Here is a 22,712-nt window from a genome sequence, read left to right as displayed (position 1 = left end):
ACCAATTGGAAACAGAACGCCGAGCATCGAGAGGCTCAGCGATTGGGCCACCAAAAATGGTACTCCACCTTTCGGGTGCGTATTGCGAGGGTAGAGCGTGAGTACGGCATTTAACCAGCAAGTTGAGCGGCCGTCTCGGACTACATCTATTTTAAAAAGAGTTGTATGGACCAGCCTTTAAGCCTCAGACCCGGCACCGAAACCGACCTGCCCTCCATCGTTTCCCTGTTCACCGATTCGGTCCATCAGCTTGCAGCTCGCAGCTATACGCCAGAGCAACGGGCCGCCTGGGCGCCAGAAACACCGGACCTGGCCCAATGGCGATCCCGGCTTTCCAGGGTGGACACCGTAATCGCAGAATCCGATGGCACCATGGCGGGCTTTATCTCTTTCACCGCCGGCGGCCATATCGAGTTCCTTTTCACTGCACCGGCGTTCTCCCGCCGAGGCGTCGCGTCGTTGCTCTATGAGGCTGCCTTGGAACGCCTTCTTGGCAAGGGCGTCCGAACACTCACAACGGAAGCCAGTCTCGAAGCCCGTCCTTTTTTTGAATCCAGGGGTTTCTCGGTGGTTGAAGCCCAGACCGTGGAGCGCGATGGCGTTCAGCTCCAGAGGTTCGCCATGGCTCGGTGCCTGAGCCAGAGCGAATGAAAACCCATCCGGGAAACCCGAAAAGATCTGTTTGTCTCCGGACGAGCGTAAGTCGCGACTGGGTCTGAACAGATCTACCCTGTTATCGGGGCAAACACCAAACCCACACGGAGGCCAAACGTGAGCGAACCCAGAAGCGACGACGCCGACAAAGCCTTTCTGCAGGAAGCCGTTCAACTGGCCCTCGACTCCGTCGACCAGGGCGGCGCCCCGTTCGGCGCGGTGGTGGTTCACAACGGCCGGGTGATTGCCCGGGCGGGCAACCGGGCGAAGCAGGATTGCGACGCCACCGCCCACGCGGAGGTCGCGGCCATACGGATTGCGGGCCAGGCGCTGGGTAACGCCCACCTGCCGGAAGCGACCCTGTACGCCAGCTGCGAGCCCTGCCCCATGTGCCTGGCGGCGGCCCACTGGGCTCGCATTCCCCGCATCGTGTATGCCGCACCCCAGGAAACGGCCAACCGGGCCGGCTTTGCCGATGGCAACATTGCCGAGCAGCTGTACGGGCAAATTCATCCCGTAAACCCGGAACAGCTGGGGTTGTGTCATATCGAACTCGAGAACTCGGCGGCGCCTTTTCAGGCCTCGCTGAGAAAGCACGAAGGAGGTCTACGATGAACATTGAACTCACCGGTAAGACGGCCATTGTCACCGGCTCCACCCAGGGTATTGGCCTCGCCATTGCCAAGGGACTGGCCGATTGCGGGGCCACCGTTGTCGTCAACGGGCGGAAGCAGTCGAACGTGGATGCCGCTGTGGCCGAAGTTCGCGAGAGTGCGCCCGACGCAACCGTTCGCGGGGTCGCTGCCGATCTGGGCACGGCCGAGGGCTGTCAGGCGCTGGTGGATGCCGAGCCGAGCGCCGATATCCTGGTGAACAATGTCGGGCTGTTCGGCCCGCAGGACTTTTTCGATACCCCGGATGATAACTGGCAGCACTTTTTCGACGTCAATGTGATGTCTGGCGTGCGCCTGTCGCGGGCGTACTTGCCGGGCATGGAGAAGAAAGGCTGGGGCCGGGTGATTTTCATCTCGTCCGAATCCGGCCTGAACATCCCGGCCGATATGATCCACTACGGCTTTACCAAGACTGCCAATCTGTCGGTGTCTCGGGGTCTAGCGAAGCGCATGGCGGGTACCGGCGTCACCGTCAATGCCGTACTGCCCGGGCCAACCATGTCCGAGGGTGTGCAAGGCATGCTCAAGGAGGCTGCGGAGAAATCCGGCAAGAGCCTCCAGGACACCGCCATCGACTTCGTGAGAGCCGAGCGGCCCAGTTCCATCATCCAGCGCCCCGCGGAAGTGGACGAGGTGGCCAACCTGGTGGTTTATGTGGCCTCGCCTCTGTCATCAGCCACCACGGGCGCCGCATTGCGAGTGGATGGTGGTGTCGTCGACTCGATTGCCTGAGGGATCTCGATTTGGACGGGCGCTGCACGACAAGGGAGTACCACATTCGAGTTTGAACGGGAGGTAGACCATGCAGAACCTGGCAACCCCGAGAATCGTTCGTCGCGATGAGTGGGAGCAGGCGCGTGCTGAACTGCTGGCCCTTGAGAAGGCCCACACACGTGCTGGCGATGAATTAGCGGCAGCGCGCAGGCGTCTGCCAATGACGCCGATGGAGCCGGTCACGGTGGTAGGCCCGAATGGCGCCGTCCCCCTGACTGATGTCTTTGAAGGGCGGCGTATGCTGATCGTGTATCACTTCATGTGGACGCCGGGCGCCCCGCACGAAAAGCAGTGTGAAGGCTGCACGCACACTCAGGTGGCGATGAACTCGGCCGTGCGTGCGTACCTGGCAGAACGTGATGTGAGCTACGCCGTGTTTAGCAGCGGTCCTTGGGACGAGATAGCTGCCTACCGGGATTTCATGGGCTGGACAACCCCGTGGTACTCAACAGCGGATTCGTCAGACGCGCTGGCGACCCGAGACGGAGGCGACCTGCGCTGTTACCTCCGGGATGGAGACCGGGTGTTCCAAACCTATGAAACGTCGCAACGAGGAGTCGAAGCCATGATGCCCACGCTGCACTTGCTCGATCGTACGCCTTACGGCCGGCAAGAGACGTGGGAGGAATCGCCCGACGGCTGGCCCCAGGACCAGGCCGGCTCATGGTGGCGACGCGACGGCCGGCCAGTGGCTCAGTGGACACGTACCGATGAGGCAGTCGAGTCGGGTGCCAGCTGCTGCTCTCAGAATAGAGAAAACGATGCCTGAGCCCTGGAAGGCTTCTCGAACGGAACAGCCAATGATAAGTTTTTGAGGCTGCACCAGCGGCCAACTTTGATTATCGAGCGGAGAACACGAATGCCAGCCTACGTGATCGGTAACATCACCGTGAAAGACCCTGAAAAATGGGCTGAATACCGCAGCCTTGTGCCAGCAACGCTGATACCTTGGAGCGCGAAACTGGTGCTTCGGGGCAAGGAGGCGAAGGTACTGAGCGGGCAGTACTGCCACACGGATACCGTGGTGATCCGTTTTCCGGATACCGATTCCGTCGCCGGATGGCACAACTCCCCTGCGTATCAGGCAATTGTGCCACTGCGCACACAGGCGGCGGACGTGGATCTGGTGAGTTTCGAGGCGGATTAACAGGCAGGCAGATCCAGGCTCTACACAAAGTTAGATGCTCATACGGAAGTGCTTGGGTTCCCTATGGGCACCTTCGATACAGACCCGGGTAACGCCGGAGCGACATGTTTACGTGCGCAACAAGGCGTCGTGGTTTGAGATCACAGGCGACCTGCCCCAGTATACGGAAAATCCCTGACGCGGACGCCTTTAGCCTTTTAAATTCTGAAATGAAAATCAAGGAAGATCATGAAAGTATCCCCCCTCCCCCTCATCGTTCTCTGCCTGTTCATGGGCTTCACTTTCTGGGTAATGGCCGGGGCTGAGCAGTCGCTTCTGGCCTTTGGTGCCGAGCTGATGTCCAGTCCGGATACCGCCCAGGTTGTCATCGATCTCTACATTCTCGCTGCACTGGCTTGCATCTGGATGTACCAGGACGCTAAAAGGCGTGGCAAAGGACTGGGCTATCTGATTCCTTTTTTTATCCTGACGGCCGTATTTGTGTCTGCAGGGCCCTTGCTATACCTGGTGCTTCGAGGTGGGCGCGAGCCTGAAACCGAGCCCGCTTAGCTCTGATCGTGCCCATCAGCAAAATCGGCGTAGGGAATCTTTGAGCCCACGCGCTCCAATGATACTGTTTATTGGTATCAATGATGCAGATGCGGGAGACGCCCATGGCAGGCGGATGGTCACGTGATGGTGCGGTTCAGGAACAGATCGACGCCAGCGTTGAAGACGAGATCCAGCGCGCTCGCAGCCAGTTAGCCGGAGGCGAAAGCGCTGAAGAATGCGACGAGTGCGGTGCTCCAATTCCGGAGGCACGGCGCAAGGCCATTCCCGGTGTTCGGCTGTGCATTGAATGTCAGGCAGCCCACGAGAAAGAAAACCCTCACTCCGGCGGCATAAATCGTCGGGGCAGCAAAGACAGCCAACTCCGATAGCCCGATAATGCTGTTGTAACTGACATTCGGGAGGTGGCGCCCCGCCTTTTCCTGATTCGACTGATTTGTCTGAGAGAAACCGAACATGCTGGAAAAACGCATTCCACCGGTAGCGCTGGTGCTGATTGTAGGTTTGTTGATGTGGCTCATCGCAAAGGCAGGCCCGCGGATAGAGGTTGGCGAAACGCTGCGTTCGGCGATAGCAATCAGCCTGTTTTTGCTGGGCGTCCTGTTTGCACTCGCCGGGGTGCTGGCTTTCCGGTCCTCGAAGACAACCGTAGATCCCCGCAAGCCAGAAGCCACCTCTGCCCTGGTCAGCTCGGGCGTTTACCGGTATTCCCGCAACCCCATGTATGTGGGATTCGCGTTATGGCTGCTGGCCTGGGGCGTGTTCCTGGCATCCGCCTGGGCTCTGATCGGCGTGATTGTCTTTGTGATGTATATGAACCGGTTCCAGATTGCACCGGAGGAACGTGCCCTGCGGGAGATTTTCGGCGATGAGTTCCGGGATTATGAGCAACGGGTGCGGCGCTGGCTTTGACCGCATCTGAACCCGGACGGGTGTGTTTTTTTCAACTTCCCTTTCCTGATTCAATCTGAGGCAGGAGCGCTTCAAATCCCTCTCACAGCTGCTAAGTTTCCACGAAGGGGACACACGTTGATGAAGCTGCCGAGATGGGCAGGAAAGGGCTACGGGTATGAGACAACGGATCGGTTTCTGTACCACCACGGACGATGTGCGCATCGCTTATGCAACCACCGGTCGAGGCAGGCCATTGCTGCGGGTGGGCGGTTGGATGACCCATATCGAACATGATCTGGACAGCCCGGTTTGGAGTCACTGGCTGCGGGAGCTGACCCGCGATCACACGCTGGCCCGCTTCGACATTCGCGGCTCCGGCCTTTCCGACAGGGATGTGAAAAGCCAAACCTTGGACGCCTGGGTCCGCGACGTGGAGGCGGTGGTCGCCAGCCTCGGCTGGCGCCAATTCCCCATGCTGGGCGTGTGTCAGGGAGCGGCCATCGCCGTACTGTATGCGGTACGGCATCCGGAAAAAGTCACCCACCTGGTGCTTTACAATCCCTATGCGCACGGTGCCTTTACCGAAGGGATGGCCGGCTATCGCGTGGAAGAGGCGGAAACTCTGGCGCGCATGATTGAAGTCGGATGGGCTCGCAGAACTGGCGCCTTTCGGGAGGTGTTTGCCCGCCTGCTTTCCCCCTCGGATGCAGCGGATCAGATCAGCTGGTGGGACGAACTTCAGAGCCTGACCGTGGATCGGGCCATGGCCGCCCGGCTGTGGCGGGCCTTTCACGAACTTGATATCCGCGATCTGCTTCCGCAGCTGCACTGTCCAACTCTGGTGGCACACGTAAAGGGCGATTCCATGGTGCCCTTTGAGGCTGGGCGCAACCTGGCCGGGCGGATTCCCGATTGCCGGTTTCTGCCGTTGGAGGGCCGTAACCATATTCTCCAACCCCGGGACCCCGGTTGGCACCTGTTCGTCGAGGAAGTACGCCGGTTTCTCGCCGATGAGCCCGGTGAAGGCTTGCCGTCCGTTGCGGGTTTTCATGAACTGACCCGCCGGGAGCGTGTCGTTCTTGATCACGTTGCACGGGGACAGTCGAATGCGGCCATTGCCAGCGAACTGTCGCTGGCACCGAAAACCGTCCGAAACCACGTCAGCAACATCTGCGGTAAATTGGCCGTTTCCTCTCGGCCAGAACTGGTCATCGAAGCCCGGAACGCCGGCTTCGGCATGGAGTAAGCTCCGGATACTGGTCAGCTTTCCCCCTTCGGGCCATTCGTCCCGTTTTTCCCAATTTCGTTTCTGGAATTCGGGACAGACACCTCATGAATGAAAGGCCTCTCCTGCCCAAACTGAGACCGTAAGCAAGTAAGCAGAGGAGCAGAGGAGCAGGAGCCATGTTAGTAGCGAACGAATCATCCATCGTAGAACGCCAACACTCTCTGAGCCGACATTACGCGGAGGCTCCCGAGGATGCCTGGATTACCGACCACGCCCGGGCGCTGCCAAGTAAACACAGGGACGCCATTCACGGTGTGGTGGAGCCCGCCAACAACGATGGCGTGCTCCAGCCCTACGGAATCCACCGGGCGGTGGGCGGCGACCACGACGCCCCCAATCCAGGAGACCTTCTGTGCTCGGCCCTAGCCGCCTGCCTGCACTCGACGCTTCGCATGGTTGCCGAGCGGCTCGATATACAGCTCATCGGCAGCGAAGTCACGGTTGCGGCCAGCGTCGACGTTCGGGGCGCACTCATGGTGGATATGGCAGTGCCCGTCGGTTTTCAGCGCATGCACTGCGATGTACACCTGGAAGTTCCCGCGGAAACTGACGAGAAGACGATCAAAACCCTGATGGTCGGTGCAGAGGGCTGTTGCGTGGTGTTTCAAACCCTCAATGCCGGCACCAAGGTGACAACCGACTGGCGAATCGACCAGGTGGCCTGACACCGGCCACGTCGCCTCACAGGCCCAACCGCGGCGCTTGTGAGTCTGTAAGCAACTCGAATGAACAGGAGATGTTCTTATGTTCCGTAAACTCGATAAACAAGCGACTATAGCCGCCTTCGCGGCGCTGATTCTCGCAGTCTCCGCCAGCGCCGATGAACCCAAACCCATCGCGGCGGAGCCCCTGACCCAGCGGCACACCTTTGACGGCGATGTCGCGATCAAGATCTCGCAAGACCTGAAGGGTCTGCCAGAGCAGGTCATCACATTTGATGACGCTTCCCACCTCACGGTGGTGCGTTTCACCATCCAGCCAGGTGCCGTGTTCCCCTGGCATACCCACCCCGGCACCGTACTGATCACGGTTACCGAGGGCGATTTCGTGTTCACGTTCGCCGAAGACTGTGTCGATCGCGAATACGGACCCGGGGACGCACTGGTGGATCCGGGCGACACCGTCCACACAGCGCTTAACCCGAGCAGTAATCAGGAAACCGAGGTGGTTGCCGTTCTCCTGGGCGCACCCGCCGAAGGCGCGCTGACGATTCCGGTTACCGAGGAAAGGAACGCGGCCCTGGACGCCAAGTGCGGGATCGAGCGCAACGCTGAGTGATGCGGGTCGCCGGGCAGGGTTTTCCAACCGTGCCCGGCGACTTCACTGTGAATTTAACCACGGCCTACTCTTCCAGAGTGATTCCGGATCCACCAATGTCTTCAGGGGTATCCCGGAACTTCGGCAAGCCGTCGTGCACTCTCAGCACTTTTTCCTGGTAGTACACATGCACACCGGGCTTGAACGGCAACTCTGGCAGGATGGCCGCGTAAACGTCGGTCAGGCCAAGCTCTGGATGCTCCGTCAGGATGTGGCCACCGCAGGTCTTACACCATTTGCGATAGCTTTTCGGCGTCTTGTTGTATGAAACGAGGTTGTCCATGCCCTTGGTGACCTCAACCGCCTCCGGCTTCCAGAGTGTAAAGGCGTTCACCGGCCCCGCGGACCAATGCCGGCACGAATCACAGTGGCAATAACCCATGGCTTCGGGCTCGCCGCTGACGCTCAATTCAACCGCGCCGCAAAAGCAGCTTCCTTTGTAGGTAGTAGTGCTCATGATCTTAATCTCCTTGCCTTCGGAAATTGCGTCCTTTTGAGGATCCGCTCCTGGGTCCACCGTCAGTGGTGCTGGGTAAAGTATTTGCTATCTGCACCTTTCAGAGTAGTGGCTGCTACGCCACAATAAGGGGACATTTCGGACTCCCGAGGTGCAGGATGATTGATGTCACTGTCGTTCTGGTGGAGGGAGGCATGCCTTCAACGGCCGTGGCTCCGGTAGAGGTGTTCAGCACAGCCGGCGTGCTTTGGAACTCCATGCGAGGCCTGCAACCCGAACCTCAGTTCAGGGTGCGCACCGTTTCGCAGGATGGCAAAAATGTGTCCACCGCCGTGAACCTGAACCTGGAACCCTGCTGCCGTCTTGACGAGGTGGACGTCACCGATCTCATCATCGTATCGGCTGTGGGAACAGACCTGGAGGCTGCTTGCCGGGCCAACGCACCTCTCTACCCCTGGCTTCGCGATTGGCATGAAAGAGGAGCCAGAATTGCAGGGGTCTGTGCCGGCGTTGCATTGCTGGCTGAAGCCGGCCTTCTGAATGGACGGCCAGCAACAACTCACTGGGGCGTTGTCGATGCCTGTCGTCACCGATATCCCGATGTTCACTGGCAACCGGAGCGGTTTCTGACCGAAAGTGACAACCTGCTTTGCAGCGGCGGCGTTTACGCCTCTGTGGACCTAAGCCTTTACCTGGTTGAAAAGCTTTGCGGCCACACGGTTGCCATCCAGACTGCCAGAGCCTTGCTTCTGGAAACGCCCCGTGTCTGGCAGGTTGGGTACGCTGCCGATCCTCCGGCGGCAAACCACGAGGATCGTCTGGTCCGTCGGGCCCAGCAGTGGCTGTTCGAACACTACACTGGCCCCGTCCGCATTAGCGATCTGGCAGAGACCGTGGCCATGAGCCCGCGGAATTTTGCCCGGCGCTTCAAGCTCGCGACCGGAGAAACACCTACAGACTATCTCCACCGCTTGCGAATCAATGCCGCGCGGCATTTGCTGGAAAACGAGCAACAAACCATCCAACAGGTTAGCCAGGCCGTTGGTTATGAAGACCTTGCTTTTTTTCGTAGGCTGTTCAAACGCTACGTGGGCTCCTCTCCCAAATACTATCGGGAGGTGTTCACTGTCGGCGCTTCCGAAAATGTTGCAACTAGCGGGCGCAGTCCTCATCGATAATTCTTCGATTATCAGAAGGAATAATGGAGGCGTTCCGGCATCGCTCTATTATTTTGGTGATTAAGAATAAAAGTGCGTTTATTCAACAATCTCACCCAAGCACTGCTGCATTCCCCACTTAAGTCTCCGCTTAAAGCGTGGGCTCTGGTACCGGTGTTCGCAATCATCGCGGTGTCCGTCGGCCTCAGCACTGGATTATTTCGGCCGGGTTGGCTGGATTCGCCAATCACTCCCCTGCTTCCCTTCATATTGTTTGTGTTCCCCTCCTTGCTGGAAGAAGCTTTTTTCAGGGGCGTACTGATTCCGAGAAACATCCTGGACTCCGGTCAAGCAAAAGCGGCCTGGAGGGTTGTAATCAGCACGCTGGTATTCGTTGCCTGGCATCCGTTCAATGCACTGACCTTTAATCCCACGGCTGTTCCTCTTTTCCTGGATCCGTGGTTTCTGGTTATCGTGGCTGCTATGGGGCTAACCTGCGGCTACGCCTATGTGCTTTCCAGGTCTATCTGGGTACCCGTAATCATTCACTGGGCGGCGGTCACAGTCTGGGTGCTTTTTCTTGGCGGCAGAAATCTTGTGCTGGAACTCTGACCTTTCGTCCTGCCTGCGCTACCAGCTGCTAGCCTTTTAATGACGAAAGCGTTTTTGGAGGCGAGCCTCATGCCCTATAACAGCAACTCGGAATTACCAGCAAGTGTACGCAACAACCTGCCTGCCCATGCACAGGAGATTTATCGCAAAGCATTCAATTCCGCATGGGATGAATACAGTGATCCCGCAGACCGTCGGGACAACTCAGGACGCGAAGAGACGGCCCACAAGGTTGCATGGGCAGCGGTAAAACAGGAATACCACAAGGAAGGTGATAAATGGGTGAAGGATTAAACTTAGGCATAAACCAGCGCTTGCCTCAACTCCTCACCGATAACCTTCGTAAACTCCCGGATTCGCTTTACGCGTTTCAGGTCGGGATGGGTGAGAATCCACAGAGGGATATCCAGTTCTGCAATAGAATCAGTTAACCGGCAGAGTGAAGAATCATTCTCCCCCAAGTAGTCTGGAAGCACGGTCACTGCGTCACCTGCTCGAATGGCAGTTTGCATACCGAGCATCGAGTCGACGCGGTAATTGCAGACATCATTCAAACCCTTCCGAGCCATCCAGGTTTCAAGGGCCCTATTGCCCATATGCGTGTCCGGGCCAATCCACTGGTGCCCGGTTAAGGTGTCCAGAGGAGCCCGCCGGTTCTGCCAATAATGCCGTTGCCCATAGACGCTCTGCCGGATCACTCCAACCTTCCGCCCTACCAGGGTTTCTGGCGGATTCCCGGTGGGGCGAATGGCGACGTCTGCTTCGCGTTTGCTCAAACTGTGCACCTGATTCGAAATGACAACTTCCAGCTTGATATCGGGGTAGTCCCCACGAAACTTTTCGAACGATGTGGCCAACAAGCCCGCAAACAGCGTGTCGGTTGTGGTGACCCGGATGGTTCCGGAGAGCTTCAGGTCTTTTCCTGCAAGCCGGCGCTCAACGCCAGTGTATCTTCTTGCACCCTTCTCGCGACGGCGAAAAGGTCATCTCCGGCAGCGCTTGGCGTGTATCCAGTGCGCGATCGCTCAAACAACACCACGCCCAGCTGGTTTTCCAGATTGGTGAGGCGGCGGAAGACTGTTGCATGGCTGATTCCCAGCTTCCTGCCAGCTCCTGATAGCGTTCCGGTTTCAGCAATAGCCGACACAATCTGCAGATCATCCCACCGAATTGATTGTTCATTCATGCAAACTTAATTCGCGCATATTGAGAATTTATGTGTATTGAGGAACAGCTTAGGCTATTGCCAGATGAATGCAAAAGGAGTGATGGGCTATGAATGTGTTGATTATCTTCGCTCACCCCGAGCGCAAATCGTTCAATGGCGGGCTGGCTGATGTAGCGATAGAGTCCCTTCAGGCTGTTGGACACACGGTGGAACTCAATGACCTTTACCGGCAAGAGTTCGATCCGGTTGAACGTGCAAGCCACTACCGCGAGCACGTTGATGACACCTATTTCGCCCCGTTGACCGAGCAGCGGGCCCATTATGAACGAGGCGCGCTGGCTCCTGAGATTCAGAGGGAAATCAGCCACCTGGAGTGGGCCGACCTTGTGATATTCCAGTTTCCGTTGTGGTGGCACGCGCAACCGGCAATCCTCAAGGGGTGGTTCGATCGGGTTCTGGTATACGGGGGACTCTATTCCGGGAGCCGGCGTTACAACCGGGGATACTTCCGGGGCAAAAAGACCATGTTGTCGGTAAGCACCGGATCTCCGGAGCAGGCTTTCAGGCCCTTCGGCCGCGCTGGCAATATGGTGGAATGGCTATGGCCGATGCATTCCTCGCTGTATTACGTGGGGTTTGATGTTCTGCCGCCCCAGGTTAGCTATGGCATCCAGGGAGGCGGTATTCGTTACGAGGACGAGTCCAGGTTCAGGGAGCAGCTGGAACAAAAGAAAACCTTTTGGGCAGAGCGACTACCCGGATTATTCGACGAAACACCCATCCCTTTTACTGGCTGGGAAGACTGGGACGAGGACGTTATGCTTCAACAAACTCATCCTATGCGGTGGCGCCCATAGGAAATAGAGCTTTTTCAAAGAGCCCGATAGCCTCAACTGCGAAATGAACGCGACAAGGAATTAACAATGAAAGGCGAGTGCCTTTGCGGCGGAGTAAAATTCAGGATTGAGGGCGACATTCCCAACCTCTACCAATGCCACTGCTCCCTCTGCCGGAAGGCGACGGGCTCGTCGGCAAATGCGGCAACTTTCGTGAAGCAGGAGGACTTTCGCTGGCTGTCTGGTCAGGACAAAGTCTCTTCTTTCCAAAAGCCAACAGGCTATCGCAGTGATTTCTGCTCGGTCTGCGGTAGCCCGGTGCCAAACCAACTGAGGAGCATGGAGTTGGTTTGGGTTCCTGCAGGACTCCTGGAGGAGTCATTTGAAGCGGCCGTGAACGTGCACCTTCACGTGGGCTCAGCCGCCTCCTGGGAGCGTGATTCCGGCGAATGCATCCGCCTTGACGCGGGTCCGGAAAGCCTCACGGCCCTGAAGAACGCTATCAACCGGACATGAGGCGTGAAACGTTTGGCCAAATAACGGGCAGAAATCTTTTTTTCTTGAAAGTCTAAGAAGGGTTGGCGTTGAAAATGAAACAGCTCGCTCCAATCGCAATATGCCTGTTCTGTGCGGGCTGCGCCTCTACAAAAGTCGCGGAAGAAGACACTGGATTCGCAAAAACACCCAGCCTGGAAGCCTTTACGGGCTGCTACAGGAACTGCAGCGAACCTTCGGACGGCTCAGCGCCCGTCTGTTTGAGCTCGATCATCTGGCCCGACGAGTTTACGGCTGAAACACGACCAAAGGCGGTCTACATCCAGAAGGGCGATGGCAATAGTCTGGTCGCCTCCGCAGTATCGGATGGGGTGCTACTCAAGCAGTCCCGATTTCGGGAAGGCGAAGATTTCGAGTTGAAGGGCGGGCGAATTGAGCTGAAGCGGGACTACATTGCGTCCGGCGCCCGAGAGCCGGGCAATCCTTTCATCGGTGTGGTCACCAGCAAAACCCTTCTGGGGCTGGATGACTCGGGCCAGGGCCGCATCAGCCAGTCGACCGCCTTTGCCGGCACTGGTTTCCTGATAATACCCGTTGCCGGGAAAACATCGAACACACAGAAAATTGAACGGGCACCATCCCGAGCGTGTAGCATCGGTGGAACGTGAGTGTTCATGCAAATTCTTGAAAGGACAATTCCCTTGCCTGAACTGAAAACCGTCGGTCTGTTTCTCGTTACCGCGCTGGCTGAAATCGTTGGCTGCTACCTGCCCTATCTCTGGCTTCGCGAGGGAAAGAGCATCTGGCTTCTGGTGCCAGGCGCTCTGAGCCTGGCCGCGTTTGCCTGGTTGCTGTCCCTGCATCCTACAGCCGCCGGCCGGGTGTATGCTGCCTACGGCGGTGTGTATATCTTCATGGCCATTCTTTGGCTTTGGGCTATTGATGGTATCCGGCCAACTGTCTGGGATCTGGTGGGTTCGGGCGTAGCATTGCTCGGTATGGCGATCATCATGTTTGCGCCTCGAAGCGCATAGGCGGCAGATAATTCGCGCAGATCTTTTCGAAGCATGAGCCTCTCGCCGTGCACTGACGTACTGTTGTTGTGTGTTCGACTTTATTGTCCCAAACCAAAGGCGATGGCGATCCCTTAAACCATGCAACATTTCTCAAATTGGCTTTTCGCACTGCTGCTACTGATTCCCCTCTCAAGTCACTCAGCGACGGGCGACTGGCGAACTGAGGTTTCGAGGGAGGCTGCGAAACTCGAGCGCCTTCACACGCTGATTGTTGTCCATGAGGGTCAGGAAGTCCTGGCATTGGATCTGAAGAGCACCGGCCTGGGTACGCCAACCAACATCAAGTCTCTCTCCAAGACCGTGCTTGCTGCGCTGGTAGGTATCGGCATCGAAAAAGGCGTTTTCGAGGGAACCGATCAACCGGTTGTCGAAACCCTCGGTGACCGAGTGCCGGCCTCCGCCACCGAGGGCGTGGAACGTATTACTCTGGGTCACCTGTTGTCTTTGCAAGCAGGGTTGCAGCGCACATCAGGTCGCTACTACGGGCCGTGGGTGAACAGCGACAACTGGGTGCGCCATGTGCTCACACGCCCTTTCGTCGATGAACCGGGCGGGCGGATGCTCTATTCCACTGGCAGCAGCCACCTTCTCTCGGCGGCGCTTACCGAAAGCGCCGGCAGGAGCACACTTGCCCTGGCCCGCGATTGGCTTGGTGAGCCGCTAGATATCGCGATCCCGGCCTGGGATCGCGATCCGCAGGGTATTTATTTCGGTGGCAACAATATGCTTCTCTCGCCCCGAGACCTGGCAAAAATAGGCGAGCTTTATCGCAATGAGGGGCGTGTTGGCGGCCAGCTCCTGTTTCCTGAGGACTGGGTTAGCGAATCGTGGGTGGAGCGTGCCAGATCTGCCTACACCGATGATCCCTATGGCTACGGTTGGTTCCAACAACCTCTCGCAGGCGAAATGGGATACTACGGTCGAGGCTATGGTGGCCAGGTGCTTTATGTCATGCCTGCTCGTCAATTGACCGTGGTGATGACATCAGACCCTACCCCACCCTCGCCGGGTTCGGCCTTTTTGCGCCGCCAGTTCCAGTTAATTGAGGACCACATAATTCCCGCCCTCGAGAACTGACCACGGCCGTCATAACTTGATTTCCTCAACTATACTGACCTGTGGCAAACACCAGGGAGGAAATGAGATGAACAGGATTGCAATTCCGCTGCTTTCAGCTCTTTTGATCGCGCCTTTGTCAGCGCTGGCAGAGAGCAAGATGTCTGAGGCCCCGGCCAATGCCGGTGTGTATTTTGTCCAGCCAACCGATGGCGCTACCGTTGACCAAACCTTCAAAGTTGTCTTTGGCCTGCGAAATATGGGCGTGGCGCCTGCTGGAATTGAGAAATCCGGCACCGGTCACCACCACCTGCTGATCGACACCGACATACCATCGGATTTGAGCCAACCGCTTCCGGCGACGGATCACGTCAAGCACTTCGGCGGTGGGCAAACCGAAACCGAGATCACGCTATCGCCGGGTAAACACACGTTGCAGCTTTTGGTGGGTGACCACATGCACGTGCCGCACAACCCGCCAGTGGTTTCCGAGAAGATCACGGTGATGGTGGAGTAAGGCTGCACCCTGAACGAAATGGCCAGTGCAGAGCTGCATTTCAGTCAATCCCCTGGGCGTTCGATCATGGTACTGTGAGCGCAAATAACCCGAATGAATCCAGGGGATAACTGATGCGAAAGAACATTCTGATTACCGGTGCCAGCACCGGCCTTGGGGAAGGCATGGCCCGGGAATGGGCCGCCAAAGGATGTAATCTTGCGCTGTGCGCGCGGCGGGCCGACAAGCTGGAAGCACTTCAGCGGGAATTGCAGCAGGCCCATCCAGATATTCGGGTGCTGGTCCGCGGCCTGGATGTCTGCGATTACGATCAGGTGTTCGAAGTATTCCGTGGCTTCCGGGATGAGCTCGGCAGTCTGGACCGCGTGGTGGTTAACGCAGGTATTGGCAGCTCACAGCCCATCGGCCGTGGGCACTTCGCTGCCAACCGCCACACCGCCGAGACCAACTTCATCGCCGCCATTGCCCAGAGCGAGGCGGCCATGGAGATCTTCCGCGAGCAGAACAGCGGCCACCTGGTGCTGATGTCCTCAGTCAGCGGCGTGCGTGGTTTCCGTGGGCCTCTGAACGTATATGCTGCCACCAAGGCTGCCGTGGCCTCTTTAGCTGAAGGCCTCCAGCTCGATACCAAGGGCAAGCCGATCAACGTCAGCAATATCATGCCCGGCTATATCCTCACCGACATCAATCGCGACACCAAAAACGCACCCTTCCGGGTGGATCTGGAAACCGGCGTGAAGGCCCTGGTGAAAGCCATCGAATCAGAAAAGCGCCGCGCCTATGTGCCCTGGTGGCCCTGGACGCCGCTGAGTTACGTGTTGAAGTCCTTGCCCTTTGGCATCTTCGCGAGAGCCATGTAACCCGTTTGAGATCCATTCAATGATCAAATCCATTTCCCTGGCCACCCTGCTTGCCCTGTTGGTGGCCTTTCTGGGTTTTCAGTACTACATCACGTCGGTGCCGGATCTGGCGGAGCCCATTTCGGTAGAGGAAGCCCGGTTTATCGAACGGGACAACTCGCTCCTGGTAACGCTCAGGGGTAATGACGGCCGCCACTTCACCCTGGGCCTGCGGGGAGACATAGAGAACGAACCGGAAGAAACCGCCCTGTTTTTTATCAGCAACCCGGATTTAGTGCCCTATGTTTACTGGCCAGGACTTCGGAGCAACGACGAAAAAAGGGTTCTAGAGTTGATCGAGGATGTTCTGGAGAAGGAGCCGGAGGTAGAAGCTTTGCCTGAGATTTACGAGGTTCTGAAAAACCGGAACTGATGCAGGTGGCTTTGCGCCAGGATTACTGAACCGCCTTCCGGGGCTGGAAAAATGGCTGGGGAAGCGGGTCCAGTAACTCCCCCAACCAGCACCACGTCTGTGGCGACTTTCTAGCGCACCTTGGAGAGGAACTTCTGGGTGAGCGGGTTTTGCGGATCGGTAATCACCTGCCTGGCTTCACCGATCTCGGCAATCACGCCCTGATGGAAGTAGGCCACCCGGTCAGACACATCCCGCGCAAAGCCCATTTCGTGGGTTACGCAGATCATGGTCATGCCCTCTTCCGCCAACAGGCGCAGGGTATCGAGAACCTCGCCAACCAGCTCCGGATCAAGCGCGGAAGTTACCTCATCCAGCAACATGTAGTCGGGCTTCATGGCCAGCGCGCGGGCAATCGCCAGGCGTTGCTGCTGGCCGCCGGACATCTTGGTGGGGTAAACATCCAGTTTGTCGCCCAGGCCAACGTGCTCGAGCTCTTTCTTTGCGATTTCCATCGCCTCTTCCTTGCTCATTTTCTTGACGATCCGGGGGGCTAGCGCGGCGTTCTCCAGTACCGTCATGTGGGGAAAGGAATTCCATTGCTGGAACACCATGCCCAGCTTCTGGCGCAGCTTGTCCTTGTTGGTCGACTTGGCGTGGACATCCACATCATCGACCAGGATCTTACCGCTGTTGATGGTCTCGATGGCGTTGATGCAGTAAAGCAGGGTCGATTTACCACTACCAGAGCCCCCGATAACACTCACCACTTCGCCTTTTTGTACATCCAGGCTCACGCCTTTCAGGACTTCAAGATCTCCAAAGGATTTGTGGACATTCTGGACGCTGATCATATTGCCATTTTCCTCTCGACATACCGGCCGTAGTAAGACAGCGGGTACGAAATAATGAAGTAAAAGATACCAACCCCGATCAGGATCTCGAGCGGTTGCTGGGTTCTTGATATCAGTTGCTCTGAGGTGCGAAGCAGCTCCATGTAGCCAATCACCGACACCAGGGCTGAATCCTTGATCACACTGAGAGAAACCCCCAGCCATGAAGGAAACACGGCGCGCAGGCCGATGGGCAGACGGATATGGTAGATGGTTTGCCACTTGGTCATACCCAGTGAACGCGCCGCAGTCTGCATGGAGGGGCTTACGCTCTCGAACCCGCCACGAAATACCTCAGCCATGAATGCCATGGTGTACAACGACAACACGATGGAACCGGCCACAAAGGGCGCCAGTGGGCTCCCGGCCGCACCCATGAAGGTGGAGAACAGAATCAACTGGATGATCAGCGGTACGCTCCTCAGAACATCCAGCAAGCTGCCGAACACCGCGTTAACAACCTTGTTGCTCTCAGAGCGGGCAAAGCCCACGATCAGCCCCAGGATGGTGCCCACCACGATGGCAACTACGGAGATGATCACCGTGTTCCAGACACCGGTCAGGATCAGGCCGCTATCACTCCAGGACAGGGGTGTGAACAGTGAATTCATCAGATTTCCCCCTTGAAGAGTCTGCGAGCCAGGAGTGATGAAGCGAACAGCACCAGTTTGGTAATGATGAAATACATCACGGCCGCCACAATGAAGAATTCAAGGGTTCGGAAGCTCAGAGACTGAAGCCGCTGAGTGGTGCCGGACAGTTCGCTCATGCCCACCAGAATACCCAGCGAGCTCATGAGAATTGACCACACGAACTGGTTGGTCATCGGGTGGTAAATACGCCTGAGCATCTGCGGGAGGATGATATACCGGTAACTCTGGATGCTGGTCATACCCAGAGACTTGGAGGCGCTGTACTGGGTACTGGGAATCGACTGGAAGCCGCCCCGGAACGTCTCCGTCAGGTAACCCGCATTGATGAAGACCAGTGCGCTCAGTACCGCTACATAGGGGCTGAGGTGAATGCCAAATGCCCCGAGGCCGAAATAGGCCATGTAGATCTGGAACAGGGCTGGCGTATTCCGGGCAATCTCTACCCAGACCGTCGCCACCTGGCTGAAGAACTTTGTGTTGTTCATTTTGGCGATCGCCAACAGTATTGCGATCACAATGCCCAGAAGCATGGCTAAAACGGATACGTGCAGGGTAACGAAGGCTCCGTTTAGCAGCTGGGGCATGTTCTGGAACACTACGTTCCAGTGAAATTCGTAGTCCATACCTTGGCCATTTAATGAATGGTAGGAAACTCGACCAGAGCCCGGTAAGAAGGGCCTTGATCAGAATTTAAGGTCACGACACCCGAGGGTGAGTGCCCGACCCGGAAACCAATGCAATGACGGCCGCCTATTTGGCGGCCGTCGGTTCGGCGCTTACTTGTTGTCCCGGAGGGACTGAATCAGATCGGCCGGCGCATCGGTGCCGAAGTGCTTGTTGTAAGCTTCGTTCATATTGCCATCGCGAATCTGGCGCACGAGGAACAGGTTCAGATAGTTGATCCAGGCAACTTCGTCACGCTTGGCAATGATGCCCACAACGTCGTCGTAGTTGGGAACGTAGGGGCCAGCTTCAAAATCTTCGAACTCTTCGCTACGCAGTTTGGTCGCGATGTTTGTGTTGGTAGAGATGATTGCGTCGACCTTGCCCTGGTAAAGACCCAGGTACGCATCGTTCTCGGATTTGAAGGAGGTGTAGTTGTCCTTGCCCCAGCCCTGCTGCTCCGCATAGGCGAGGTACTCGGTTTCGTAGGTGGTGCCCAGAGCCGCGCCAACCTTCAGGTTCTTCAGGTCATCAAAGGAGTCGATGTTCTTGTCCTCGTGAGCGATTACCTGGAATTTGAACACGAAGTACGGGTAGGTGAAGCCAACGGTCTTGGCGCGCTCGAGGGTATCTGAAGTAGAACCGATTACCACGTCGGTTTTGCCGGAAACCAGGGAGGGAATCCGCTCGCCCCAGGTCAGGTTGAGAACGTTAACATCGACGCCGAGCGCCTCGCCCAGATCGTTACAGTAATCGACGTCGAAGCCGGCCGGGTTATTGTTCTCGTCAAAGTATCCCATCGGTGGGAAATCCAGAACCACGCCACAGTTCAAGGTGCCACGTTGAATCACGGTGTCCAGCTGATCGGCTGTTGCGTTAACAGAGGTTACCGCAGCACAGGCGAAAACAAGCGGTGCTAGTTTGCGAATCATAGTTATTCTCTCTTTTATCTTTCGTGGGCGAAAAGTGTGTGTCTGTCATGCCTACACAACACAGTTATGTGCAGAAAGCATACGTAAAAATACTACCGTAGATTATTTAGTGAAAATTTTTGAAATTTGCCATTTAGTAGGCAATTTTCCTAAATTTCAACAACTCAACCGGATATTTTGAACCTACAACTCATAATTCCGGTCAAAAAACGAACAAAAGCCAATCTTTTCCAATACTAACTGTTTAATTTAAATGATTTTTCCCTCCCTTCAACATAAAAGACGAATTTATTGCCACAGCAGGCCATTTTAATTGTCTCTCAGCAACACGGCGGGGTTGAGCCGCATTGCTCTGAGCGTGGGCAGCAGGCCCCCCAGTAGCGCAAGAGTGCTGACACCTCCGGCAACCAATGCCCCCAACCACCATAAGTCGCCTGCGGGGAGTTTCAGCGCGAGGTCTGCCACTGGTAAAGCAATTAGCGCACCAAGCAGTGTGGCGAAAACCGTTGCCAGAATGGTAAGCAGGCCCGTTTCCAGCAGCATGGATTGGCGGATAGCTCCGTGCCGGGCGCCGAGACAGTGCAACAGGTTGGCTTCGTAGAGTTGCCGCCTGCGACTGACACTCACCACACTGGAAAGCACGAGCAGACTCGCAAGCAGGCTCACGGAGGCAACCGCAGCAAGGCCTGCGGCGGCCTTATTCAGCAGAGCACCTGCGGTTTCAAGCCAATCTGCGGTGCGTAGCGTAATCACGTTGGGGATATTTTGTGCCAGCCACTGCTGTGACTCCCTGGCGGCCTCATCACTTTGGTAGACCGCGCCAACGTACAGACTGATCAGATTGTCGAGCCCACCCTGCTGCAAGATCCCCTCGAACCAGAATCGGGTCTGGAGTCCTTTTTGCCGGTAAATTGCACGGATTTCGACGTCGATGCTCTTATCCTGTGCAGTGAACGTGAGCCGATCCCCTATTCCGAGGCCAAGCTGATAGGCCTCCCGGTCTTCCATGGCCATGAAGGCGGGCTCGCCGTCAGGGGCCGGTGACGTCCACCAGCTTCCTTCCACCAGTTCGAGGGCTTCCGGGTTTCCCGAGAGATAACTCAGTTTGTATTCATCCCCCATGGCCTCGCGCCTGGCCTCAGCGTCATTAGCGAGAACCTCGGCAATCGGTCTCTGATTGATAGTAGCCAGGCGGGAACGGACCATTGGTAGTAGCTCAATGCGGCTTGAGTCATCCAGCGTCTCCAGGCCAGACCGCAACGGTTCTATCTGGTCCGGAAATACCTCGTACAGGATCAGCGCCGGTGATTCTTCCGGTATGGTGGTTTCCAGGGCCCTAAGGAGCGTCGTGACCATCAATGTGCAGGCCACCACAAGGGTCAGGGCCGTTCCCAGCGACAGCAGCGTGGCGCGCAGCGGTGAATCCGGTCGGTGGAGATTGGCCAATGCCAGACGACGAGCAAACCTTCGATCGGCGAAGCCGCCGTTTTCCAGTGCCTTGGCGCCGCGCCGCAAACCCTTGATCAGGCCTTCCAACAAGCCCCAGAGGATGATGACCGCCAGCAGGAACAAAAAGCCCAGGTGCGGCGATGGCAGCCAAAAGAGCGTCACACCAATGTAGACAGCGAGTAGAAGATAACTGGCAATCCGCCAGCTGCGGGGCTCATTCGGGGCGGCCTGAACCTGGCCCCGGAAGAGCCCGGCAGGTGCAGTAGCCAGGGCTCTGGCCAGCGCCGGCAAGGCAAAAACGTAGGCTGTAAGCACCGCGAACAACCAGCTCAGCAGCAAGGGAACAAACCACAGGGACAGCCACCCTCCTGCCCCCTCGGGGCCCGCAAGCGCAAAGGCGTCACCCGCCATACCGATTGCCAGGGCAGAAAGCCCAAGGCCGACACCGCCGCCGATCAGCCCGGCCAGGCTACCGAGAATGCCGATCTGCAGCAGATACAGGCCCACAAGCGGTTTGCGGCGCAGGCCGAGTGTTTGCAGCGTGGCAATCGTGCCCAGCTTTTCATCGAGGTAGGCATGGATACTGTTGGCAACGCCGAGGCCACCGATGAACAGGGTGGTGAAAGCGATAAGGATCAGGGCGGTGGCAATCTGGTCCAGTCGCTCTGAAATGCGTTCGCTACGCTCGGCGAAAGTGGTGATGTCCCAACGAGTGTCCGGGAAAGCCTGTTCGAACTGTTCAAGCCAGGTATCCAGATCCTGGTCAGTCTGTACCCGGTATTCGTAATCCACCCGACTGCCCGGCCTGATCAACCCCGTTGCCTCAACCGCCTGCTCAGAAATCATGATCGGCAGGCCGCGCCAGTTGGCGTTCAGGCTCCGGTCAGGCTGCTTCTGAATGAGACCGCTGATTCGGAAGGTGGCTGCGCCAATCTCGATTCGGTCACCCACCGACTGGCCCAGACGTTCTGCCAGCAAAGGATCGATAACAGCACCCCACTGCCCCTGCTTTTGGGCCGTCAGGGCGTCAAGGGGTTCATCTGGTGTGAGCTCCAGCTCACCATAGAGGGGATAGAGGGCATCGGGAACCAGTATCTCGGCCCGAAAGAAGCCGTCACCACTGCTGCCACTGACAATGGTATCGAATTCCCGAACCAGCGAAATGTTGCCGGTTGAGCGAACCCACTGGCGCACAGCGACGGGCAGAGGCTCGCTGGTATCCAGCTCTACGTCGCCACCCAGCAGCGCCCGGGTGTCCGCCAGCAGACTCTGTTCAATGACACGGTAAAGGCTGGCTGTCGCCGCCACCAGGGTGACGCCAAGAATCAGACAGGCCAGGAAAACCTTCAGTGCGGAGATCCGTGATCGCAGATCGGTGATGGCAAACCTGAGCATCCAGACCAGGCTCGTGGAACGGGCTTGTCGAGAGCTTTCAGGCTTCATAGAGACGACCACCGTCCATGCGGACCCGATGCTGGCACCGCTCGGCAACGCGCTCGTCGTGCGTCACGAGCACCAGAGTAGATTTGCTTTCTTTGTGAAGATCGAACAACAGAGAAAGAATTTTTTCACCGGTTTGTTGGTCCAGATTGCCGGTGGGCTCATCCCCCAAAAGAAGACTCGGCTGGTGCACCAGTGCTCTGGCAATGGCAACACGCTGCTGCTCACCGCCGGAAAGTTGCCCCGGATAATGCTGCAGCCGATGGCTCAGACCAACCGCCTCCAGCATGGCAAGAGCACGCTCCCGGGGCCTTGCCTCGCCGGCAATCTCAAGGGGCAGACTGACATTCCCCAGAGCCGTCAGGCCAGGCAACAGATGAAAGGATTGGAAAATAATGCCAAGGTGCTCACTTCGCCAGTCCGCCAGAGCATTGGCGTCCATGTCGCCCAGGCGTTGATCGCCCACCAGAATCTCGCCGCTGGTTGGGCGCTGCAGGCCAGAGAGCAACAGAAGCAGGGACGTTTTGCCGCTGCCGGAAGGGCCTGTGATTGCCAGTGTTTCTCCCGGCGGCACCATGAGAGAGGCGTTTTGGAGTACGCCGACCTTGCCGGACTCGGTGGGGTACTCCAGAAAAATCTCAGTCATTTCAACACTGGTAGACACTGGCGCTCCTCTGGTTTGATGAATTTCCTGTTTTCGCGCGTATCAATAAATCATTAATGGCAGGATAAAGTTTAGAGTACGAACCCTTTTCAAGAG

General features: G+C 57.2%; 31 protein-coding genes and 1 pseudogene. 23 read left to right on the top strand and 9 right to left on the bottom strand.

The window, feature by feature from the left end; genetic code table 11:
- From QZ534_RS16260 to QZ534_RS16205, 12 genes and pseudogenes are all read left to right on the top strand, one after another.
- Nucleotides 1-114 (top strand): annotated as a pseudogene (locus QZ534_RS16260) (antibiotic biosynthesis monooxygenase); the annotation flags it as partial.
- Nucleotides 115-165: 51 nt separating this feature from the next.
- A complete protein-coding gene (locus tag QZ534_RS16255) occupies nt 166-651 on the top strand; it encodes a GNAT family N-acetyltransferase (protein ID WP_296935907.1) in 486 nt (161 codons plus the stop codon).
- Nucleotides 652-771: 120 nt separating this feature from the next.
- The gene (locus QZ534_RS16250) at nt 772-1,269 is read left to right on the top strand and encodes a nucleoside deaminase (protein ID WP_296935905.1); all 498 of its coding nucleotides are present in this window, start codon (nt 772-774) and stop codon (nt 1,267-1,269) included.
- Nucleotides 1,266-2,060, top strand: coding sequence for an SDR family NAD(P)-dependent oxidoreductase (locus QZ534_RS16245; protein WP_296935903.1), 795 nt, complete (start codon nt 1,266-1,268; stop codon nt 2,058-2,060). Before QZ534_RS16250 ends, QZ534_RS16245 begins: the two co-directional genes overlap by 4 nt.
- A gap of 70 nt (nt 2,061-2,130) precedes the next feature.
- Nucleotides 2,131-2,871, top strand: coding sequence for a DUF899 family protein (locus QZ534_RS16240; protein ID WP_296935901.1), 741 nt, complete (start codon nt 2,131-2,133; stop codon nt 2,869-2,871).
- Nucleotides 2,872-2,961: 90 nt separating this feature from the next.
- Entirely contained in the window at nt 2,962-3,249 is a 288-nt protein-coding gene (locus tag QZ534_RS16235; RefSeq protein WP_296935899.1) for a DUF1330 domain-containing protein, read from the top strand.
- Nucleotides 3,250-3,477: 228 nt separating this feature from the next.
- A complete protein-coding gene (locus QZ534_RS16230; RefSeq protein ID WP_296935897.1) occupies nt 3,478-3,798 on the top strand; it encodes a DUF2834 domain-containing protein in 321 nt (106 codons plus the stop codon).
- A gap of 104 nt (nt 3,799-3,902) precedes the next feature.
- Complete coding sequence (locus QZ534_RS16225) at nt 3,903-4,169, top strand: DksA/TraR family C4-type zinc finger protein (protein ID WP_296935895.1); 267 nt, start codon at nt 3,903-3,905, stop codon at nt 4,167-4,169.
- 85 nt (nt 4,170-4,254) lie between these two features.
- Entirely contained in the window at nt 4,255-4,710 is a 456-nt protein-coding gene (locus QZ534_RS16220) for an isoprenylcysteine carboxylmethyltransferase family protein (RefSeq protein WP_296935893.1), read from the top strand.
- Nucleotides 4,711-4,867: 157 nt separating this feature from the next.
- Nucleotides 4,868-5,938 (top strand): alpha/beta fold hydrolase, encoded by a 1,071-nt coding sequence (locus QZ534_RS16215; RefSeq protein ID WP_296935890.1) that lies wholly within the window; start codon nt 4,868-4,870, stop codon nt 5,936-5,938.
- 158 nt (nt 5,939-6,096) lie between these two features.
- Entirely contained in the window at nt 6,097-6,645 is a 549-nt protein-coding gene (locus QZ534_RS16210; protein ID WP_296935888.1) for an OsmC family protein, read from the top strand.
- 79 nt (nt 6,646-6,724) lie between these two features.
- Nucleotides 6,725-7,258 (top strand): cupin domain-containing protein, encoded by a 534-nt coding sequence (locus QZ534_RS16205; protein WP_296935886.1) that lies wholly within the window; start codon nt 6,725-6,727, stop codon nt 7,256-7,258.
- Between the two features lie 64 nt (nt 7,259-7,322).
- Here the strand turns inward: QZ534_RS16205 and QZ534_RS16200 are convergent, their stop codons facing one another.
- A complete protein-coding gene (locus QZ534_RS16200; protein ID WP_296935884.1) occupies nt 7,323-7,754 on the bottom strand; it encodes a GFA family protein in 432 nt (143 codons plus the stop codon).
- Between the two features lie 158 nt (nt 7,755-7,912).
- On the opposite strand from QZ534_RS16200, the gene QZ534_RS16195 reads away from it, so the two are divergent.
- The 3 genes from QZ534_RS16195 to chaB all read left to right on the top strand — a co-directional run bounded on the left by QZ534_RS16195 (nt 7,913) and on the right by chaB (nt 9,817).
- Nucleotides 7,913-8,932 (top strand): helix-turn-helix domain-containing protein, encoded by a 1,020-nt coding sequence (locus QZ534_RS16195; RefSeq protein ID WP_296935882.1) that lies wholly within the window; start codon nt 7,913-7,915, stop codon nt 8,930-8,932.
- Between the two features lie 72 nt (nt 8,933-9,004).
- Entirely contained in the window at nt 9,005-9,523 is a 519-nt protein-coding gene (locus tag QZ534_RS16190) for a CPBP family glutamic-type intramembrane protease (protein WP_296935881.1), read from the top strand.
- Nucleotides 9,524-9,592: 69 nt separating this feature from the next.
- The gene (gene chaB / locus QZ534_RS16185; protein ID WP_296935880.1) at nt 9,593-9,817 is read left to right on the top strand and encodes a putative cation transport regulator ChaB; all 225 of its coding nucleotides are present in this window, start codon (nt 9,593-9,595) and stop codon (nt 9,815-9,817) included.
- A gap of 2 nt (nt 9,818-9,819) precedes the next feature.
- Here chaB and QZ534_RS16180 read toward each other — a convergent pair whose 3' ends face one another.
- Both QZ534_RS16180 and QZ534_RS16175 read right to left on the bottom strand, forming a co-directional pair.
- Nucleotides 9,820-10,419 (bottom strand): substrate-binding domain-containing protein, encoded by a 600-nt coding sequence (locus tag QZ534_RS16180; protein WP_296935910.1) that lies wholly within the window; start codon nt 10,417-10,419, stop codon nt 9,820-9,822.
- A 14-nt stretch (nt 10,420-10,433) separates the two neighbouring features.
- On the bottom strand, nt 10,434-10,709 hold the full coding sequence (locus QZ534_RS16175; protein WP_296935878.1) for a LysR family transcriptional regulator: 276 nt from the start codon (nt 10,707-10,709) through the stop codon (nt 10,434-10,436).
- A gap of 89 nt (nt 10,710-10,798) precedes the next feature.
- On the opposite strand from QZ534_RS16175, the gene QZ534_RS16170 reads away from it, so the two are divergent.
- From QZ534_RS16170 to QZ534_RS16135, 8 genes are all read left to right on the top strand, one after another.
- Nucleotides 10,799-11,548: an NAD(P)H-dependent oxidoreductase gene (locus QZ534_RS16170; RefSeq protein ID WP_296935876.1), complete on the top strand. Its 750-nt coding sequence runs from the start codon at nt 10,799-10,801 to the stop codon at nt 11,546-11,548.
- Between the two features lie 66 nt (nt 11,549-11,614).
- The gene (locus tag QZ534_RS16165) at nt 11,615-12,043 is read left to right on the top strand and encodes a GFA family protein (RefSeq protein WP_296935874.1); all 429 of its coding nucleotides are present in this window, start codon (nt 11,615-11,617) and stop codon (nt 12,041-12,043) included.
- A gap of 74 nt (nt 12,044-12,117) precedes the next feature.
- Nucleotides 12,118-12,690, top strand: a complete 573-nt coding sequence (locus QZ534_RS16160; protein WP_296935873.1) for a hypothetical protein — start codon at nt 12,118-12,120, stop codon at nt 12,688-12,690.
- 33 nt (nt 12,691-12,723) lie between these two features.
- Complete coding sequence (locus tag QZ534_RS16155; RefSeq protein WP_219119894.1) at nt 12,724-13,056, top strand: YnfA family protein; 333 nt, start codon at nt 12,724-12,726, stop codon at nt 13,054-13,056.
- 120 nt (nt 13,057-13,176) lie between these two features.
- The gene (locus tag QZ534_RS16150; RefSeq protein WP_296935872.1) at nt 13,177-14,175 is read left to right on the top strand and encodes a serine hydrolase; all 999 of its coding nucleotides are present in this window, start codon (nt 13,177-13,179) and stop codon (nt 14,173-14,175) included.
- A gap of 67 nt (nt 14,176-14,242) precedes the next feature.
- Nucleotides 14,243-14,671, top strand: a complete 429-nt coding sequence (locus QZ534_RS16145; protein WP_296935871.1) for a DUF4399 domain-containing protein — start codon at nt 14,243-14,245, stop codon at nt 14,669-14,671.
- A gap of 113 nt (nt 14,672-14,784) precedes the next feature.
- Nucleotides 14,785-15,531 carry an SDR family oxidoreductase gene (locus QZ534_RS16140; protein ID WP_104320678.1) on the top strand — a complete coding sequence of 249 codons (747 nt, stop codon included), beginning with the start codon at nt 14,785-14,787 and terminating at the stop codon, nt 15,529-15,531.
- Nucleotides 15,532-15,550: 19 nt separating this feature from the next.
- A complete protein-coding gene (locus tag QZ534_RS16135; RefSeq protein ID WP_296935870.1) occupies nt 15,551-15,943 on the top strand; it encodes a hypothetical protein in 393 nt (130 codons plus the stop codon).
- 110 nt (nt 15,944-16,053) lie between these two features.
- Here the strand turns inward: QZ534_RS16135 and QZ534_RS16130 are convergent, their stop codons facing one another.
- The 6 genes from QZ534_RS16130 to QZ534_RS16105 form a co-directional block, all read right to left on the bottom strand.
- Entirely contained in the window at nt 16,054-16,776 is a 723-nt protein-coding gene (locus QZ534_RS16130; RefSeq protein ID WP_296935867.1) for an amino acid ABC transporter ATP-binding protein, read from the bottom strand.
- A complete protein-coding gene (locus QZ534_RS16125) occupies nt 16,773-17,426 on the bottom strand; it encodes an amino acid ABC transporter permease (protein ID WP_296935865.1) in 654 nt (217 codons plus the stop codon). The genes QZ534_RS16130 and QZ534_RS16125 overlap by 4 nt, the downstream gene beginning before the upstream one ends.
- Nucleotides 17,426-18,091, bottom strand: a complete 666-nt coding sequence (locus tag QZ534_RS16120) for an amino acid ABC transporter permease (RefSeq protein ID WP_296935862.1) — start codon at nt 18,089-18,091, stop codon at nt 17,426-17,428. The genes QZ534_RS16125 and QZ534_RS16120 overlap by 1 nt, the downstream gene beginning before the upstream one ends.
- Nucleotides 18,092-18,244: 153 nt before the next feature.
- Nucleotides 18,245-19,063, bottom strand: coding sequence for a transporter substrate-binding domain-containing protein (locus QZ534_RS16115; protein ID WP_296935860.1), 819 nt, complete (start codon nt 19,061-19,063; stop codon nt 18,245-18,247).
- A gap of 309 nt (nt 19,064-19,372) precedes the next feature.
- Nucleotides 19,373-21,955 carry an FtsX-like permease family protein gene (locus QZ534_RS16110; protein WP_296935857.1) on the bottom strand — a complete coding sequence of 861 codons (2,583 nt, stop codon included), beginning with the start codon at nt 21,953-21,955 and terminating at the stop codon, nt 19,373-19,375.
- On the bottom strand, nt 21,945-22,598 hold the full coding sequence (locus QZ534_RS16105) for an ABC transporter ATP-binding protein (RefSeq protein ID WP_296935908.1): 654 nt from the start codon (nt 22,596-22,598) through the stop codon (nt 21,945-21,947). The genes QZ534_RS16110 and QZ534_RS16105 overlap by 11 nt, the downstream gene beginning before the upstream one ends.
- Between the last annotated feature and the right edge of the window lie 114 nt (nt 22,599-22,712).

Source organism: uncultured Marinobacter sp., assembly GCF_913055835.1.
Classification (GTDB): Bacteria; Pseudomonadota; Gammaproteobacteria; order Pseudomonadales; family Oleiphilaceae; genus Marinobacter.
The sequence above is the reverse complement of the archived record's forward strand: the minus strand, read 5'-3'. Positions and strand labels throughout refer to the sequence as shown.